The sequence below is a fragment of the Mesorhizobium sp. P3_A9 genome (assembly GCF_056402975.1).
The window spans coordinates 28,602-42,996 of sequence record NZ_JBFUGJ010000018.1; the positions used below are offsets into that span (position 1 = coordinate 28,602).

At 63.6% G+C, this 14,395-nt stretch carries 17 protein-coding genes; 7 read left to right on the plus strand and 10 right to left on the minus strand.

Translation table 11 applies throughout. The features are described 5' to 3' along the window. Positions 1-103: 103 nt before the first annotated feature. From AC1DX0_RS05585 to AC1DX0_RS05600, 4 genes are all read left to right on the plus strand, one after another. A complete protein-coding gene (locus AC1DX0_RS05585) occupies positions 104-2,770 on the plus strand; it encodes a DNA translocase FtsK (protein WP_477354563.1) in 2,667 nt (888 codons plus the stop codon). Positions 2,771-2,900: 130 nt separating this feature from the next. Continuing rightward, positions 2,901-3,572 (plus strand): outer-membrane lipoprotein carrier protein LolA, encoded by a 672-nt coding sequence (locus tag AC1DX0_RS05590; RefSeq protein WP_477221506.1) that lies wholly within the window; start codon positions 2,901-2,903, stop codon positions 3,570-3,572. Positions 3,573-3,729: 157 nt separating this feature from the next. Beyond that, a complete protein-coding gene (locus AC1DX0_RS05595; RefSeq protein WP_477354566.1) occupies positions 3,730-4,536 on the plus strand; it encodes an exodeoxyribonuclease III in 807 nt (268 codons plus the stop codon). A gap of 24 nt (positions 4,537-4,560) precedes the next feature. Beyond that, on the plus strand, positions 4,561-5,178 hold the full coding sequence (locus tag AC1DX0_RS05600) for a GNAT family N-acetyltransferase (protein WP_477354569.1): 618 nt from the start codon (positions 4,561-4,563) through the stop codon (positions 5,176-5,178). Between the two features lie 2 nt (positions 5,179-5,180). Here AC1DX0_RS05600 and AC1DX0_RS05605 read toward each other — a convergent pair whose 3' ends face one another. Together AC1DX0_RS05605 and AC1DX0_RS05610 are read right to left on the minus strand one after the other, a co-directional pair. Next, on the minus strand, positions 5,181-5,636 hold the full coding sequence (locus AC1DX0_RS05605) for a cyclic nucleotide-binding domain-containing protein (protein ID WP_027031869.1): 456 nt from the start codon (positions 5,634-5,636) through the stop codon (positions 5,181-5,183). A 223-nt stretch (positions 5,637-5,859) separates the two neighbouring features. Continuing rightward, positions 5,860-6,543, minus strand: coding sequence for a response regulator transcription factor (locus AC1DX0_RS05610; protein WP_477354572.1), 684 nt, complete (start codon positions 6,541-6,543; stop codon positions 5,860-5,862). A gap of 144 nt (positions 6,544-6,687) precedes the next feature. On the opposite strand from AC1DX0_RS05610, the gene AC1DX0_RS05615 reads away from it, so the two are divergent. After that, on the plus strand, positions 6,688-7,224 hold the full coding sequence (locus tag AC1DX0_RS05615) for a L,D-transpeptidase family protein (protein WP_477221809.1): 537 nt from the start codon (positions 6,688-6,690) through the stop codon (positions 7,222-7,224). 172 nt (positions 7,225-7,396) lie between these two features. On the opposite strand, the gene AC1DX0_RS05620 is transcribed toward AC1DX0_RS05615, so the two are convergent. Beyond that, positions 7,397-7,651, minus strand: coding sequence for a hypothetical protein (locus tag AC1DX0_RS05620; RefSeq protein ID WP_477221510.1), 255 nt, complete (start codon positions 7,649-7,651; stop codon positions 7,397-7,399). Positions 7,652-7,817: 166 nt separating this feature from the next. Between AC1DX0_RS05620 and gcvA the strand changes: the two genes are divergently transcribed. Further along, positions 7,818-8,747, plus strand: coding sequence for a transcriptional regulator GcvA (gene gcvA / locus AC1DX0_RS05625; RefSeq protein ID WP_477221511.1), 930 nt, complete (start codon positions 7,818-7,820; stop codon positions 8,745-8,747). 28 nt (positions 8,748-8,775) lie between these two features. On the opposite strand, the gene AC1DX0_RS05630 is transcribed toward gcvA, so the two are convergent. From AC1DX0_RS05630 to tsaD, 7 genes are all read right to left on the minus strand, one after another. Beyond that, on the minus strand, positions 8,776-9,513 hold the full coding sequence (locus tag AC1DX0_RS05630) for a glycosyltransferase family 25 protein (protein WP_477221512.1): 738 nt from the start codon (positions 9,511-9,513) through the stop codon (positions 8,776-8,778). Between the two features lie 15 nt (positions 9,514-9,528). Further along, positions 9,529-9,945 (minus strand): DUF1761 domain-containing protein, encoded by a 417-nt coding sequence (locus tag AC1DX0_RS05635; protein WP_477221513.1) that lies wholly within the window; start codon positions 9,943-9,945, stop codon positions 9,529-9,531. A 69-nt stretch (positions 9,946-10,014) separates the two neighbouring features. Next, positions 10,015-10,713: a class I SAM-dependent methyltransferase gene (locus tag AC1DX0_RS05640; protein ID WP_477221514.1), complete on the minus strand. Its 699-nt coding sequence runs from the start codon at positions 10,711-10,713 to the stop codon at positions 10,015-10,017. After that, positions 10,668-11,093, minus strand: coding sequence for an EVE domain-containing protein (locus tag AC1DX0_RS05645; protein WP_477354575.1), 426 nt, complete (start codon positions 11,091-11,093; stop codon positions 10,668-10,670). The genes AC1DX0_RS05640 and AC1DX0_RS05645 overlap by 46 nt, the downstream gene beginning before the upstream one ends. Positions 11,094-11,133: 40 nt before the next feature. Beyond that, the gene (locus AC1DX0_RS05650) at positions 11,134-11,430 is read right to left on the minus strand and encodes a YciI-like protein (RefSeq protein ID WP_027042903.1); all 297 of its coding nucleotides are present in this window, start codon (positions 11,428-11,430) and stop codon (positions 11,134-11,136) included. Positions 11,431-11,465: 35 nt separating this feature from the next. Next, positions 11,466-12,482: an NAD(P)H-dependent glycerol-3-phosphate dehydrogenase gene (locus tag AC1DX0_RS05655; RefSeq protein ID WP_477221516.1), complete on the minus strand. Its 1,017-nt coding sequence runs from the start codon at positions 12,480-12,482 to the stop codon at positions 11,466-11,468. Next, positions 12,479-13,564, minus strand: a complete 1,086-nt coding sequence (tsaD, locus tag AC1DX0_RS05660) for a tRNA (adenosine(37)-N6)-threonylcarbamoyltransferase complex transferase subunit TsaD (protein ID WP_477221810.1) — start codon at positions 13,562-13,564, stop codon at positions 12,479-12,481. Before tsaD ends, AC1DX0_RS05655 begins: the two co-directional genes overlap by 4 nt. A gap of 100 nt (positions 13,565-13,664) precedes the next feature. Here tsaD and hemC point away from each other — a divergent pair. Then, on the plus strand, positions 13,665-14,395 hold a 731-nt coding region (gene hemC / locus AC1DX0_RS05665; protein ID WP_477354578.1), incomplete at its 3' end, for a hydroxymethylbilane synthase.

The window sequence follows — 14,395 nt, forward strand, 5'->3', positions numbered from 1 at the left end:
AAGCCATGGTTAATGCGCCCTTAACCTTCCCACGGCTAGTCTGACCCCCGAATCTGCCGGAGTGCGTCATGCGCTCGGGCCAGGCAATCTGACGGGGAAGAGCATGCGTTCAGGGGCTTCAGCACCGCTCGCGCTGGCCGATACGGGGCACGGCATCCAGGCTTTCGCACGGCGCCAGGTCGGGCGGCTGGTCGGCGCCGGCCTGTTCCTGGCTGTCGCCTTCGGGGTCGCCAGCCTCGCCACATGGAACGTTGCCGATCCAAGCTTCTCGCACGCCACCAACAACACCGTCACCAACGCCATGGGCTATGCCGGTGCCGTSTTCTCCGAYCTCGCCATGCAGTTCTTCGGCCTCGCCGCGGTTGCCGCGCTGGTCCCGGCCGTCATCTGGGGATACCTCCTGTTTTCGGCACGCGGCGTCGACAGGCTGCCCAAGCGCGGGCTGTTCTGGTTCGGTTTCGCGCTGCTCGCCGCCGCGATCGCCGGCTGCATCGTTCCGCCCAAGACCTGGCCGCTGCCTACCGGCCTCGGTGGCGTGCTCGGCGACATGGTGCTCAAGATTCCCGGCGTCCTCATCGGCGGCTACCCGACCGGGCTGATCGCCAGCGTGCTTGCCGTTTTGCTGGCCGCGCCGACGCTCTGGCTGTTCGCCTATGGCGCGGCGCTGATCGGGCGCAAGAACGGCTTCGCCGTCATGGAAGAGCCTGCTGTCGCCGATCCACGCGAAGATGATCTTCTGTTCGACAATGACGAGGATGAGGGCGACGAGGGCATATTGGCGCTCGGCGCCATCACCCATTGGTGGCTCTCGCTGCGCGCGTGGATGCATCGCCGCGCCGTGCGCCGTAGGCAGGAACGGGACGAATACGAGCCACAGATGGAGCAGCGCTCCACCGCCTGGCGCCGGGCCGCCGAACGGGTCGAATCGGCCGAGTTCGCCGAGTCACGGATGAGCCAGGACGGCCGCGCCCGYGTCGARCCGGAATTCTTCGCCGCCATGGTCAACGAYCGCAGCGTTTCCGTCGACCCGGACGATGACGATATCTTCGAGCGCGATGACGAGGATATGGATTTCGACGAGGAGCCCGTCACCCAGCGCCGTGCGGCGCCAACGGCCAAAGTGCAGCAGTTCCGCTCCGACGCCGCTACCCGCGTCGAGGCGCCGGCGGCGCGCCCCGTGCCGGGCGCGCGCGTCCAGCGCGAGGCGCAGACCTCGCTGATCGGCTCGGACACGTTCGAAATGCCATCGCTGCATTTCTTGTCGGAACCGAAGAACGTCGCCAAGGACGCAAGCCTGTCGAAGGATGCGCTGGAGCAGAATGCGCGCCTGCTCGAAGGCGTGCTGGAGGATTTCGGTGTCAAGGGCGAGATCATCGCCGTGCGACCCGGTCCGGTGGTCACCCTTTATGAGCTCGAACCGGCGCCCGGCATAAAATCGTCGCGCGTCATCGGCCTGTCCGACGACATCGCGCGCTCGATGAGCGCTATCGCCTGCCGCGTCGCCGTGGTTCCCGGCCGCAACGCCATCGGCATCGAACTGCCGAATGCCAAGCGCGAAACCGTCTACCTCCGGGAGATACTGGCCAGCCGCGATTTCGAGACGACCAAGTCCAAGCTGGCGCTGGCGCTGGGCAAGAGCATCAATGGCGAAGCGGTCATCGTCGACATCGCCAAGATGCCGCACGTTCTGGTCGCCGGCACCACCGGCTCCGGCAAATCCGTCGCCATCAACACCATGATCCTGTCGCTGCTCTACAAGCTGACGCCGCAGGAATGCCGGCTGATCATGATCGATCCGAAGATGCTGGAACTGTCCGTCTATGACGGCATCCCTCATCTTTTGACACCCGTCGTCACCGATCCAAAGAAGGCGGTGGTGGCGCTGAAATGGACCGTGCGCGAGATGGAGGACCGCTACCGCAAGATGTCCAAGGTCGGCGTGCGCAACATCGACGGCTTCAACGCGCGGGTCCAGCTGGCTGAGAAAAAAGGCGAGAAAATCTCGCGCACCGTGCAGACCGGCTTCGACCGCCAGACCGGCGAGGCGATCTACGAGACCGAGAATCTCGATCTCGAGCCGATGCCCTATATCGTCGTCATCATCGACGAAATGGCCGACCTGATGATGGTCGCCGGCAAGGACATCGAAGGCGCGGTGCAGCGCCTGGCGCAGATGGCGCGCGCCGCCGGCATCCATGTCATCATGGCGACGCAGCGTCCGTCGGTCGACGTCATCACCGGCACCATCAAGGCCAACTTCCCGACCCGCATTTCCTTCCAGGTGACGTCGAAGATCGACAGCCGCACCATTCTGGGCGAGCAGGGCGCCGAGCAGCTGCTCGGCATGGGCGATATGCTCTACATGGCCGGCGGCGGCCGCATCCAGCGCGTGCACGGCCCGTTCGTCTCTGACGACGAGGTCGAGAAGATCGTCGSGCACCTGAAGCTGCAGGGCGTGCCTGAATATCTCGACGCCATCACCGAGGATGACGGCGAGGACGACGACGAACCGTCCGGCAAGGGTGGCGGCTCCGGTGGCGGTAGCGGCAACAGCAATCTGGATGATTCCGACGATCCCTACGATCAGGCCGTCGCCGTGGTGTTGCGCGACGGCAAGGCGTCGACCAGCTACATCCAGCGCCGTCTCGGCATCGGCTACAACCGCGCCGCCTCGATCATCGAGAAGATGGAGAAGGAAGGCATTGTCGGCCCGGCCAACCATGCCGGAAAACGTGAAATCCTGGTGCCGACCGAAGATGATAAGTTCTGATGGGAAGTCGGCCGCAACCTTGAACCTTGCGGCGCGTTGAAGCGAGGAGCACCTTCTGTCCGCCAAACTTCAGCCCAACTGGGGGCTCAGGACAACGACAGATACAGGAATCATCACGAGAGTGACCGCTATGAAAAACGATCTTTCAGCACTCGCCCCGACCCGCCGCCAACTGCTTGGCCTCGGCCTTGTCGCCGCGGGCGCCGCCGCACTCAATGTGGTGCCCGGCTTCGAATTGCTGGCCTCGGCGCAGGCGGCCGTGCCGCCGGCCGCGCAAAAGATCGCCGACCATTTTTCCTCGGTCAAATCGATGAGCGGTGAATTCGTCCAGTTCGGCCCCAAGGGCGAGCAGACCGGCGGCAAGTTCTTCCTGGAACGGCCGGGCAAGATCCGCTTCAATTATGACGGGGCGTCGAATTTCAAGGTGATTTCGGATGGCAAGTCGGTGGTCATCCTCAACAAGAAAATGAACACTTCGGACCTTTATCCGCTGTCGAAGACGCCACTGAAGCTGCTGCTCGACGACCGCATCGACCTCTCCGGCGACCGCGTCAAGAGCGTCAAGGAAGAAGACGATCTCACCACCATCAAGCTCGCCGACAAGTCGGTGTTCGGCAATGCGATGATCACCATGATGTTCGATCCGAAAACCTATGATCTGCGCCAGTGGACGATCACCGACGCGCAAGGCAAGGATACGACGGTGATGATCTTCAACACCAAGGAAGGCGTCAGCTTCGCGCCGGACACGTTTGCCATCGACTATACGGCCAACCGCGAGCTGAATACGAAGACGCGGTAAGTTACGCACCTTAGGCCCAGCCTGAGCAGGTTCCAAGCATAGCCCGGCTTGTCTTTGCGGCGCCCGGCTGGCAATTTCAGGACTGACTCCCTCAAAAGGTGTCTTCTCCGTCAGGCCTATCGATCCTGGCCGGAAGCACGCTGTCCCGGATTGCCAAATGCCCTTTTCCATCGCCACCTGGAACATCAACTCCGTKCGCCTGCGCATGCCGATCGTCGAGCGGCTGCTCGWYGAGYATGCCCCCGATGTGCTCTGCCTGCAGGAAACCAAGGTTCCCGACGAGCTGTTTCCCGAAAAAGCATTCCGCAGGCTCGGCTACCAGCACATCGCCTTCCATGGCCAGAAGGGCTATCACGGCGTGGCGACGGTGGCGCGGCGGCCGATCGAGGTGGTCGAAAAGCGCCGTTTCTGCGAGATCGAGGACAGCCGGCATCTGTCGGTGACGGTGCGCGCCGGCGGCAAGACGATCCTGGTGCACAATTTCTACGTTCCGGCGGGTGGCGACGAACCGGATCCCGAGATCAACAAGAAGTTCAGGCACAAGCTCGATTTCGTCGCCGAGATGAACGCCATCCGCGCCGAGCACAGCGAGGTGTCCGCCTCGGTGCTGGTCGGCGACCTTAACATCGCGCCGCTCGAGCACGACGTCTGGTCGCACAAGCAATTGCTCAACGTGGTCAGCCACACGCCGGTCGAGACCGAAAATTTCGAGGCGATGCGGCTCGCCGGCGACTGGATCGACTTGATGCGGCTCAACGTGCCGCTTGATCAGAAGCTCTACACCTGGTGGAGCTATCGCGCGCAGGATTGGGAGCTGTCCAATCGCGGCCGACGGCTCGACCATGTCTGGTCGTCGCCGAACCTGGTGCCTGATTTCGCCGGCTATGAGATCCTGAGGGCGGCGCGCGGCTGGGACCGGCCGTCGGACCATGTGCCGGTGATTGCGCGGTTCGATCTGGATTAGGTCGCAGGCCGAAGGGGTCGTTGAATGGAGATAGTGGCAGCACGAGAGCCGGATGTTACATCGGCGGCCGACTGTCTGGCGGCTGCCTTTGCCAATGATCCGCAGATGGCGTTTTTCTTCTCGGGCGATCCTCCGCGGCGTCAGGACCTGGTGACGGAGTTCTTCTCGATCCTGATGGCGGCGCGCCTGGCGCTTGGAATGCCTGTGCTGCTGTTAAAGAGCGAGGGTCGCATCCTTGGTGCGGTGATGGGCTATGATACGCAGCGGCCTGAATGGCCTCCGGCGCACCAGCAGAGATGGGCTTTGCTTCAGCAAAGGCAGGCATCGATAGCTTCGCGCTTCGAGAGGGCAGACGCCATCAGTGAAGAATACAAGCCGCAGGAACCGCATTTCTACCTTGGCGTCCTGGGCGTTCACCCCTCGATGCAGGGAAAGGGGGCTGGCGGCGCGCTCATCAAGGCCTATTGCGATCTTGCCGAAAGAGATCCTGTCTCGGCAGGAACGTTTCTCGAAACCGCTCAACGCAAGAATTTGGCTTTCTATGAGCGTTGGGGGTTTCAACTCCTCGGCCAAGGTGAACTTGCGCCCGGGAAGCCATTCTGGTGCCTGTTCAGGCCAAAACCCGTTCGAGACGGCAATTAGATTTACCCGGAAAACCGCGGCGCCAGTTTCTCGATGCGGCGGATCATGGTCTGGAATTCCTCGGAAATGCGCTCGTGGAGTTTCACCGCGACTTCGGGATATTCCTCCAGGATGCGACGGAACATCTTGCGGCTCAGCCGGATCACTTCCGAATCGATTTCGGCCGACGCGCTGGTCAGCCGGTTGCTGTCGGCGATCAATGCCAGTTCGCTCAGGATGGTGCCGGGGCCGGCGGTGCCGATCGGGATGCGCTCGCCAGTCTGCTCGCGATAGAGCACGATGCGTCCGCTGACCACGACATAGGCCGAATCGGCCTCGTCGTCCTCGCGGTAAAGCTTGTGGTTGGCCTGCAACAGGGTGTTCTCGGCGCCGAAGGCGAGCAGGCGCAGCTGTTCCTGCGTGAAGCCCTGGAAGAGCTTCACGGCGGACAGGATGCGGATGTCGTCATCCAACGCCATCTCTAGCTGCGTCCCCGAACGGTCAGTCCAATCCCTCCTTTAGAGCGCCGCGCGTCCTCTTGGACGCGCAAAGGACGCTCTAACATCTTCAATCTGCGCATCGTGCTTTCCAAAAATCGAATCCGATTTTTGGGCCGATGCGCGGGGCCGATCCTGAATCTCCTCCAACAGGATCGCACCCGAACGCGGCCCCGCCCAGACCGCTTATTGGATAATGAAATGTTTAAGGAACCAGCTTGTAGCCGCCGCTTTCTGTCACAAGAATTTCCGCATTGGAAGGATCGCGCTCGATCTTCTGGCGCAGCCGGTAGACATGGGTTTCCAGCGTGTGCGTGGTGACGCCGGAATTGTAGCCCCAGACCTCCTCCAGCAGCACGTCGCGCGTCACCACCTTCTGGTCGGCGCGGTAGAGATATTTGATGATCGAGGCTTCCTTCTCCGTCAGCCGCACCTTGCCGCCGCGCGGGTCGATGAGCAGCTTCTGGCTGGGCTTGAAGGTGTAGGGGCCGACCGAGAAGGTAGCGTCCTCACTCTGCTCATGCTGGCGCAGCTGCGCGCGGATGCGSGCRAGMAGCACCGCGAAGCGGAACGGCTTGRTGACATAGTCGTTGGCGCCGGCCTCRAGACCCAGAATGGTGTCCGAATCGGTGTCATGGCCGGTCAGCATGATGATGGGCGCCTTGTAGCCGCCCTTGCGCAAGATTTTCACCGCCTCGCGACCATCCATGTCGGGCAGGCCGACATCCATGATGAGCAGGTCGATGAGGCCGCCGCGTGCCGCGGTGACGCCTTTTGCCGCAGTCGCTTCCTGCAGCACGTCGAATTCCYCATAGAGGGCGAGTTGCTCGACCAGTGTGCCGCGCAGGTCGTCATCGTCGTCGACGATCAGAATGGTGCGTGAWGTCATGGATCAATCCGTTGTTTTGAAAAGWRWATTCAKTTGACCGCYSCGYATTTATGCKGAAGCTGGCCGACACAATAGCCGATCACAGTGATTTGTTCCGTGGCACGATCATACAAGAAAAAACGCGATCGCAATGCAGCCGGCGCAATTTTGCTGAAACGGCTGCGTGTGCTGACCGTGCGGGCAAGGCCCGGCCACCCCAGCCAGGGCCTGCTGCAGGCAGGAAATGCGGTGTTTGCCTGCGCGCTGGGGCGCGGCGGCATCTCGGCCGCCAAGCGCGAGGGCGACGGCGCCACGCCGCTTGGCTCGATGCGGATCCTGTCGGGTTATTTTCGGGGAGATCAGTTTGCCGGTGGCCGCCGGACGCGGCTGGCGATGACGCCGATCGGGCCCGATCTCGGCTGGTGCGAAGTGCCGGACGACCGCAACTACAACAGGCCGGTCAAGATTCCCTATGGCGCCAGCCATGAACGCATGCGGCGCGACGACCGGCTCTACGACGCCTGCCTGGTGCTCGACTGGAACATTTCGCCACGCCGCAGGGGACGCGGCAGCGCCATCTTCTTCCACCTGGCGCGTCCCGGCTTCACACCGACGCAAGGCTGCGTCGCGGTGACCGCGCGCACGATGGCGCGGCTGTTGCCGCTGCTGTCGGACCGGACGGTGGTGAGGGTGGTGAGGTAGGCAGTAGGCAGTAGGGCAGTAGGGCAGTAGGGCAGTAGGGCAGTAGGGCAGTAGGGCAGTAGGGCAGTAGGGCAGTAGGGCAGTAGGGCAGTAGGGCAGTAGGGCAGTAGGGCAGTAGGGCAGTAGGATGTGTCGTCCGTAGCTGCCTGACTTCCCCTAGTGCCGTATTGCCTTACTCCCCTATTCCCCTCCGGTGCGGCTGCTGCCAGCCGATGTCGAGCAGGCCCAGCCGGCCGATCTCGCGGTCCATGGCCCGGCCTATATCCTTGCGGCCAGCGCCGATATCGCGCAGCTGCCGTTCAGACAGGTCCTCGACGTTCTGGTGCGGAAGATTGACCGCGACCCTGGCCTGACGCAGCCAATCGCGGACTGCCGAAAGCCAGGCCGGCCGGGCGGTGTATGCGGGGTGAAGAGCGATGTGAGACATGATGCGATCCGTTTCTCTCCGGACTTCAAATCCGGTTTAATGGTACTTCGATGCTCACACCATGCCTGATTGAAATCTTGGGAGGAAACGAGTAGTTTTTGCTCAATCATCAAGTTTTGTTTGAGGATCGAGACGCCATGATCCGCTCTTTCGAATTTATGCGCTGATGGCCCGCCTGCTGCCCGGAACGCGTGCGCTGAGGACCTTCGAGGCGGCGGCGCGTCATCTCAATTTCACCCGCGCCGCCGACGAGCTTGGGCTGACGCCAGCCGCGGTCAGCCACCAGGTCAAGGAAATCGAGGAGCAGCTCGAGCTGGTGCTGTTCACGCGCACCAGCCGCACCATGCGGCTGACGGAGGCGGGAAACGTGCTGTTCGAGGCGTCGATCGACGCGCTCGACCTGCTCAACCGGGCTGTGTCTCGGGCCCGCAAGCTGACGCGCGGCACGGCGCTGCTGAAAGTGACGCTCGACGCGCAGTTCGCGACAAAATGGCTGATGCGGCGCATCGACGATTTCCGCCGTCAAAAGCCGGGCATCGAGCTGCGCTTCGACATCACCTACGATGTCAGGGACTTCGAGCGCGACGACGTCGATATCGGCATTCGGTTCGGCACCGGCAAATATGCGGGGCTTTGCGCGCACCGGCTGTTCGACAACATCATCATCCCGGTGTGCAGCCCGGCGCTGCTGGCGTCAGGGCCGCCGCTCAATGAACCGCGCGACCTCTTCCAGCACACGCTGGCGCATATCGAATGGTCGCGGCAAGGCGTCACCTGGCCGAACTGGAGCATGTGGATGCAGGCAGCCGGCGTCGACGATTTCGACGACAGCCGCACCCTCGTCTTCGGCTCCTCGACCGATGCCACGCAGGCGGCCCTCGACGGCAACGCCGTGGCGCTCGCCGACTTCGCCATGGTCGCCAACGACCTGTCGCAAGGGCGGCTTGTCCGTCCCTTCGAGCTCGGCATCAAGGTCGCGCCGGAGTTCGCCTATTTCCTGGTCTATCCGCAAACCGTGAAGGACGACGCGCGCATCGTCGCGTTTCGCGAATGGCTTCTCGAGGAGGCGGCAAAGACGCACAGCACGGAGGCATGAGCCGGCAGCGCCGAGCCCGGTCTTTCGGTCACGACCGGGCGTTGTGACCGAAGATCATGCGGCGGTACTTCTTCAGGTTCCATTTCAGCTTTTTGTAGAAAAGTGGCTGCTTTTTGCTGGCGACGGAGGTGTGAAATGCTCCATTCTCGCTGCCCTGCTCGGCAATCGGCCGCTCGAACCAAAGCATTTCAATCCCGAGCTTCTCGTCCATCTGCTCGATCTGGTGGTCTATCGCCGTTGAGATCCTGTTTTGCGCGATCCAGGCGCAACGAGCCTCGGCAACCGGGCGGGTAATAAGATAGGAATCGGCGCATCTTGCATGCAGTGCCGGGTAAAGCTTTTGGCCCTTCCGCAATTTCCAGCTCGGCGTGTAGTAGTTGCTGCCATTGCCCAGATAGATGACGGCCTTGCGCGTGGGACTGCCGAGTTCGGCCAGCCCTTGCTGGAACTTGGCGACAAAGTCGCGGGCTAGGAAGACGTCATCCTCGAACACCAGGCAATAGGGCAGGTCGGTTTCGAGGAAATCGCGCCAGATGCCGACATGTTTCAGCGCCAGCGAGACAGCCGCCGGGTATGTAAAGGCGGGCGCGATCAGCTCGTTGCGGATTTCTGGCGTAATGTCGGCCTGATCCCAATCCGTGTAGAAATAGACCGGCACGCCACGCCGCTCGAATTCGCGGACGATGTGGCGGCGCCGGTCGTCATAGCCTTGCTTGACGTGGCAGATCCGGGTGAACACCAGGTCGCGTGGAAATCCGGCTGCCATCGTCAACGCACCGTCTCAGCTTGCTGCCGCGCCGAACCAGCCGATCACCGCGCCGATGATCAGCAGGACACCCAGCCAGTGGCCGCCATCGATGAGGGTCAGGTCCCAGCCGAAATTCTCGTAGCGATGGTTGACCGACAGCGTCGTGGCGACAAAACCCAGCCAAAGCACGAAGCCGAAGATGAGCCCGGCAAGCCATGTCGGCTCACCGCCGGTCATCGCGCCGACAACCAGCGCCATGATGGTGGCCATGAGCAGTTCGGCGATGAAGCTGATGACGAAAGGCAGCGGTGACTTCTTCATCGTTGCCGGATCGAGCCTGGCGGCCTTCAGCCACGGCTTGCTCAACGCCATGTACCAGGCGGCGCCGAACAGCCAGGCGACGACGGCGGCGGCGATCACCGCCAGCCAGTTCACTGCTGAAAAATCCATGAGCTTCCCCCTCCAGATGCAGGTCGGACGAACTGCATGCCCGTTGTATCAAGCGCTTCGGCGATGGCGTCAAGCAAAGCGCCAGACGGTGGTGCGCTTGACCAGGGAATCCTCCAGTGCCCGGGTGACAACGACCTCATAGACCGCAAGCGGCTCCAGGCCCGCTTTGGGCATATACGACCGGCCGGGATCGCCGACGAAGATCTCTGCGCCGCGCGCCTTGAGCGTCGCGAACCACGGCATCAGGCTATCGGCGAAGGATTTGTCGTAGAAAACGTCACCGGCGAGTATCACGTCCCAGCCCGCATCGCTGCCGATGCAGTCCGTGCCGAGGAAATCGATGCCGATGCCATTGGCCTCACTGTTGAGGCGGATCGCGGTGGCGCAGAAAGGGTCGATGTCGGCGGCGGTCACTTGAGCAGCACCCGCCTTGGCGGCGGCGATGGCGACGAGGCCGGAGCCCGAGGCGAAGTCGAGCACGCGCTTKCCKCGCACCGTATCGGGATTGTCCAGGACATAGCGGGCRAGGCCYTGGCCGCCSGCCCAGGCRAAGGCCCAGAAAGGCGGCGGCAGGCCGATCTCGACCAGTTCGTCCTCGGTCCGCTGCCAAAGATCGTGCGCTTCATCGGCGAGGCGCAGAACAATCTCAGGCACATGCGGCGGCGCTATCAGCGCCGTGTTGTCGAGAATGAATTTTTGCGCGCTGTTCGGCGTAAGGGCCGTCACGGAGCAGGTGAAAGGCCGCCCATGCGGCAGACTTCCTTCCATTCGGCCGGAGTGACCGGCTGCACGGAAAGCCGTCCAAGCCGCACCAGCGCCATCTCGGCAAGCTTTGGATTGGCTTTTACGTGTTCCAGCGTCGGCGGGGTCGGCACATCGCGAACCGCGCGGATGTCGACGCATTCCCAGCGCGGGTCGTCGGWCGTGGTGTCGGGGTGGGCGAGCGCGCAGACTTCAGCGATGCCGACCACGTTCAGCCCCTCATTGGAGTGGTAGAAGAAGCCGAGATCGCCGATCTGCATGGCCTTCATGTTGTTGCGGGCGGCGTAGTTGCGCACGCCGTCCCATTGCGTGCCGGCCTTGCCCTTGGCCTTCAGCATCTCGAAGGAGAACTTGAACGGCTCCGATTTGAACAGCCAGTAGTTCATTTTTTCTCCTCCTTGCGAGCCAATTGCGGGCTATCGGAAATTAACTAGCCGCCGGCTTGTTGAACGTCCAGTTCCACTGGCGGATTTCGACGCTTTCGAACAGGCCGGCCTTGGCATAGGGGTCAGCGGCCGACAGGGCCTGCGCCGCCGCCAGGTCAGGCGCCTCGACGACCACCAGGCTGCCATTGGGCTTGCCATCGGCATCGAGGAAGGGGCCGGCGAAGGCCAGTTTCTTCTCTGCATTCAGTCCTTCGAGGAAGGCGACATGCACGGGCCGCGTGTCGAGGCGCACCTGCAGGCTTCCGGGCTTGTCCTTGCAAACAAAAGCAAACAGCATCGTCTTTCTCCTGGTCTTGGGATTGAGATTGCGGATCAATCGTTGGTTTCGGTTTTCAGCGGCCGGGTCATCAAGGCGGTCACGGCCTGGCGGATGGTGATGGTGCCGTCCAGTATGGCTGCCACGGCGGCGATGATCGGCGCATCGATGCCGCGCTCGGCTGCGATGCGGGCGGCGATCGCCGCCGTCGGCACGCCCTCGGCCAGCGGCAGTCCGGCAAGCGCCTTGCCTTGCCCGAGCGCCAGCCCATAAGCGAAATTGCGCGATTGCGCCGACGAGCAGGTCAATAAAAGGTCGCCGAGGCCGGAAAGCCCCATCAAGGTCTCGGGCCTGGCGCCGAAGGCGGCACCGATGCGGCGCAGCTCGACAAAGCCGCGCGTCACCATGGCGGCCTGGGCGCTGGCGCCGAGCCCGGCGCCGGTGACGGCRCCCGCGGCRATGGCAAAGACATTCTTCAAGGCGCCGCCGATYTCGACGCCGATCAGGTCGTCGCTCGAATAGCAGCGCAGGTTCTCCGCGGAAAAGCGGGCGGCAAGGTCGGCGGCAAGCGCCTCGTCGCCGGCGGCGACCACGACCGCTGTCGGCAAGCCCCGGGCAACATCGGTGGCGAAGCTCGGGCCGGACAGCGCGGCGATCGGATTTTGCGGCAGGATCTCCCTAGCGATTGCCGACAGCARSGCGCCRGTGTCGCGCTCGATGCCCTTGGCGCAAAGGACAAGCGGGATGCCAGGAGGCATATGGTCTTTCGCGGCTGTTAGCGTCGCCCGCAAGGACTGCGCCGGGGTCACCGCCAGCACGCAATCGGCGCCCGCGAGCGCTGCCTTAATGTCTGATGTCGCCTCGATGCCGGGCGCAATCGCAATGCCGGGCAGATAGCGCGGGTTCTCGCCACGGCCGATCGCGGCAACGGTTTCCGGGTCGCGCGCGAACAACCGCACCGCATGGCCGGCGCGCAGCATGGCCAGCGCCAGCGCCGTGCCCCAGGCACCGCCGCCGAGCACGGTGACGCGCCAGCCGCTTTTGTCTGGGGTGTTCTTGGCTAGACCGGTCATGCCTTGGCTCCGCGCCGGCCGGAGCCGACCATCGGCGCCGAGATGCTGTCCAGCGGCCAGCGCGAGCGCGGCACGAAATCGAAGCCGTTCTCCTGCGCCATGCCTTCACGCAACCGCTCGATGCCGGCCCAGGCGATCATCGCCGCATTGTCGGTGCAAAGTTTCAGCGGCGGCGCGACGAAGGTGAAACCGGCGTCGGTGCAGAGCCGTTCCAGCGTTGCCTTGATGGTGCGGTTGGCGGCGACGCCGCCGGCAACCACCAGCGCGGGCTTTTTCGTGCCGGGGAATGTCTGGCTGAATCGTGCCAGCGCGCGTGAAACGCGGTCGGCCAGCGCATCGGCGACCGCCGCCTGGAATGAGGCGCAGATGTCGGCGACATCCTGGTCGCTCAGCGGCTCGATCGCCGTTGCTGCCTGGCGCACGGCGGTCTTCAAACCGGAGAAGGAGAAATCGGGCTGAGCCGAGCCTTTCATGGGGCGCGGGAAGGCGAAGCGCGTGGCATTGCCCGTCTGTGCCGCGTTCTCGACATTCGGCCCGCCGGGATAGGGCAGGCCGAGCATCTTGGCGGTCTTGTCGAAGGCTTCGCCGAGCGCGTCGTCGATGGTGGTGGCCCAGCGCTGATAGTCGCCGACGCCGCGCACGGCCAGGATCTGCGTGTGGCCGCCGGAGACCAGCAGCAGCAGATAGGGGAAATCGAGCCCGTCGGTCAGCCTTGCGGTCAAGGCATGGCCTTCGAGGTGGTTGATGGCGATCAGCGGCTTGCCGGCCGCCGCGGCAATCGCCTTGGCCGTCATCAGCCCGACGATCAGGCCGCCGACCAGACCTGGCCCGGCGGTGGCGGCGATCGCATCGATATCGGCAAGTTCTGTGCCCGAATCGGCGAGTGCCGCCTCGATGATGCCGTCCAGCGCCTCGACATGGGCACGCGCGGCGATCTCCGGCACGACACCGCCGAAGGCGGCATGTTCCTCGATCTGGGAAAGCACGACGTTGGACAGGATTCTTGGCGCGGCATCGCCCTCCAACGCCACGACGCTGGCGGCGGTCTCGTCACAACTCGTCTCAATACCCAGAACGCGGATCAATTCGTCGCTATTCCCGAAGATTGTATCGCGAAGCTTTCCCCTTTAGGAGAAAGCCCCGAACGCCTCGCTTGCCGGGGGTTATCACGGACGGCGCGCCATGCAAACAACCTTGAAAATCGGAACACGCGGCAGCCCGCTGGCATTGGCGCAGGCGCACGAAACACAGGCGCGGCTGATGGCCGCGCATGGCCTGCCGGCGGAAGCGTTCGAGGTCGTCGTCATCTCGACCAGCGGCGACCGCATCCAGGACCGACCGCTGTCGGAAGCCGGCGGCAAGGGCCTGTTCACCAAGGAGATCGAGGAAGCGCTGCTCGCCGGCGGGATCGACATCGCCGTGCATTCGTCGAAGGACATGTCGACGCAGCTGCCCGACGGCCTGGAGCTYWCCGCCTTCCTGCCGCGCGAGGATGCGCGCGATGCCTTTGTCGGCAAGGCGGTGAAGACRATCGCCGAMTTGCCGCACGGGACMAAAATCGGCTCGTCTTCGCTCAGGCGGCAGGCGCTGATCCGCCGGATGCGGCCGGATCTCGACGTGGTGATGTTCCGCGGCAATGTGCAGACGCGACTGCGCAAGCTGGACGAAGGGATCGCCGCCGGCACCATCCTCGCCTATGCCGGGCTGAAGCGGCTGGGGCTGGAGCATGTCGCCACCGATTTGATGCCGCTCGACATCTTTCCGCCGGCACCCGGACAAGGCGCGATCGGCATCGAGACCCGCATCGGCGACCGCGATGTCGAAAAGATGCTGGTGGCGATCCATGACGTGCCGACCGGACAGGCGCTGGCTTGCGAGCGCGCCTTCCTGGCCGCACTCGACGGCTCCTGCCG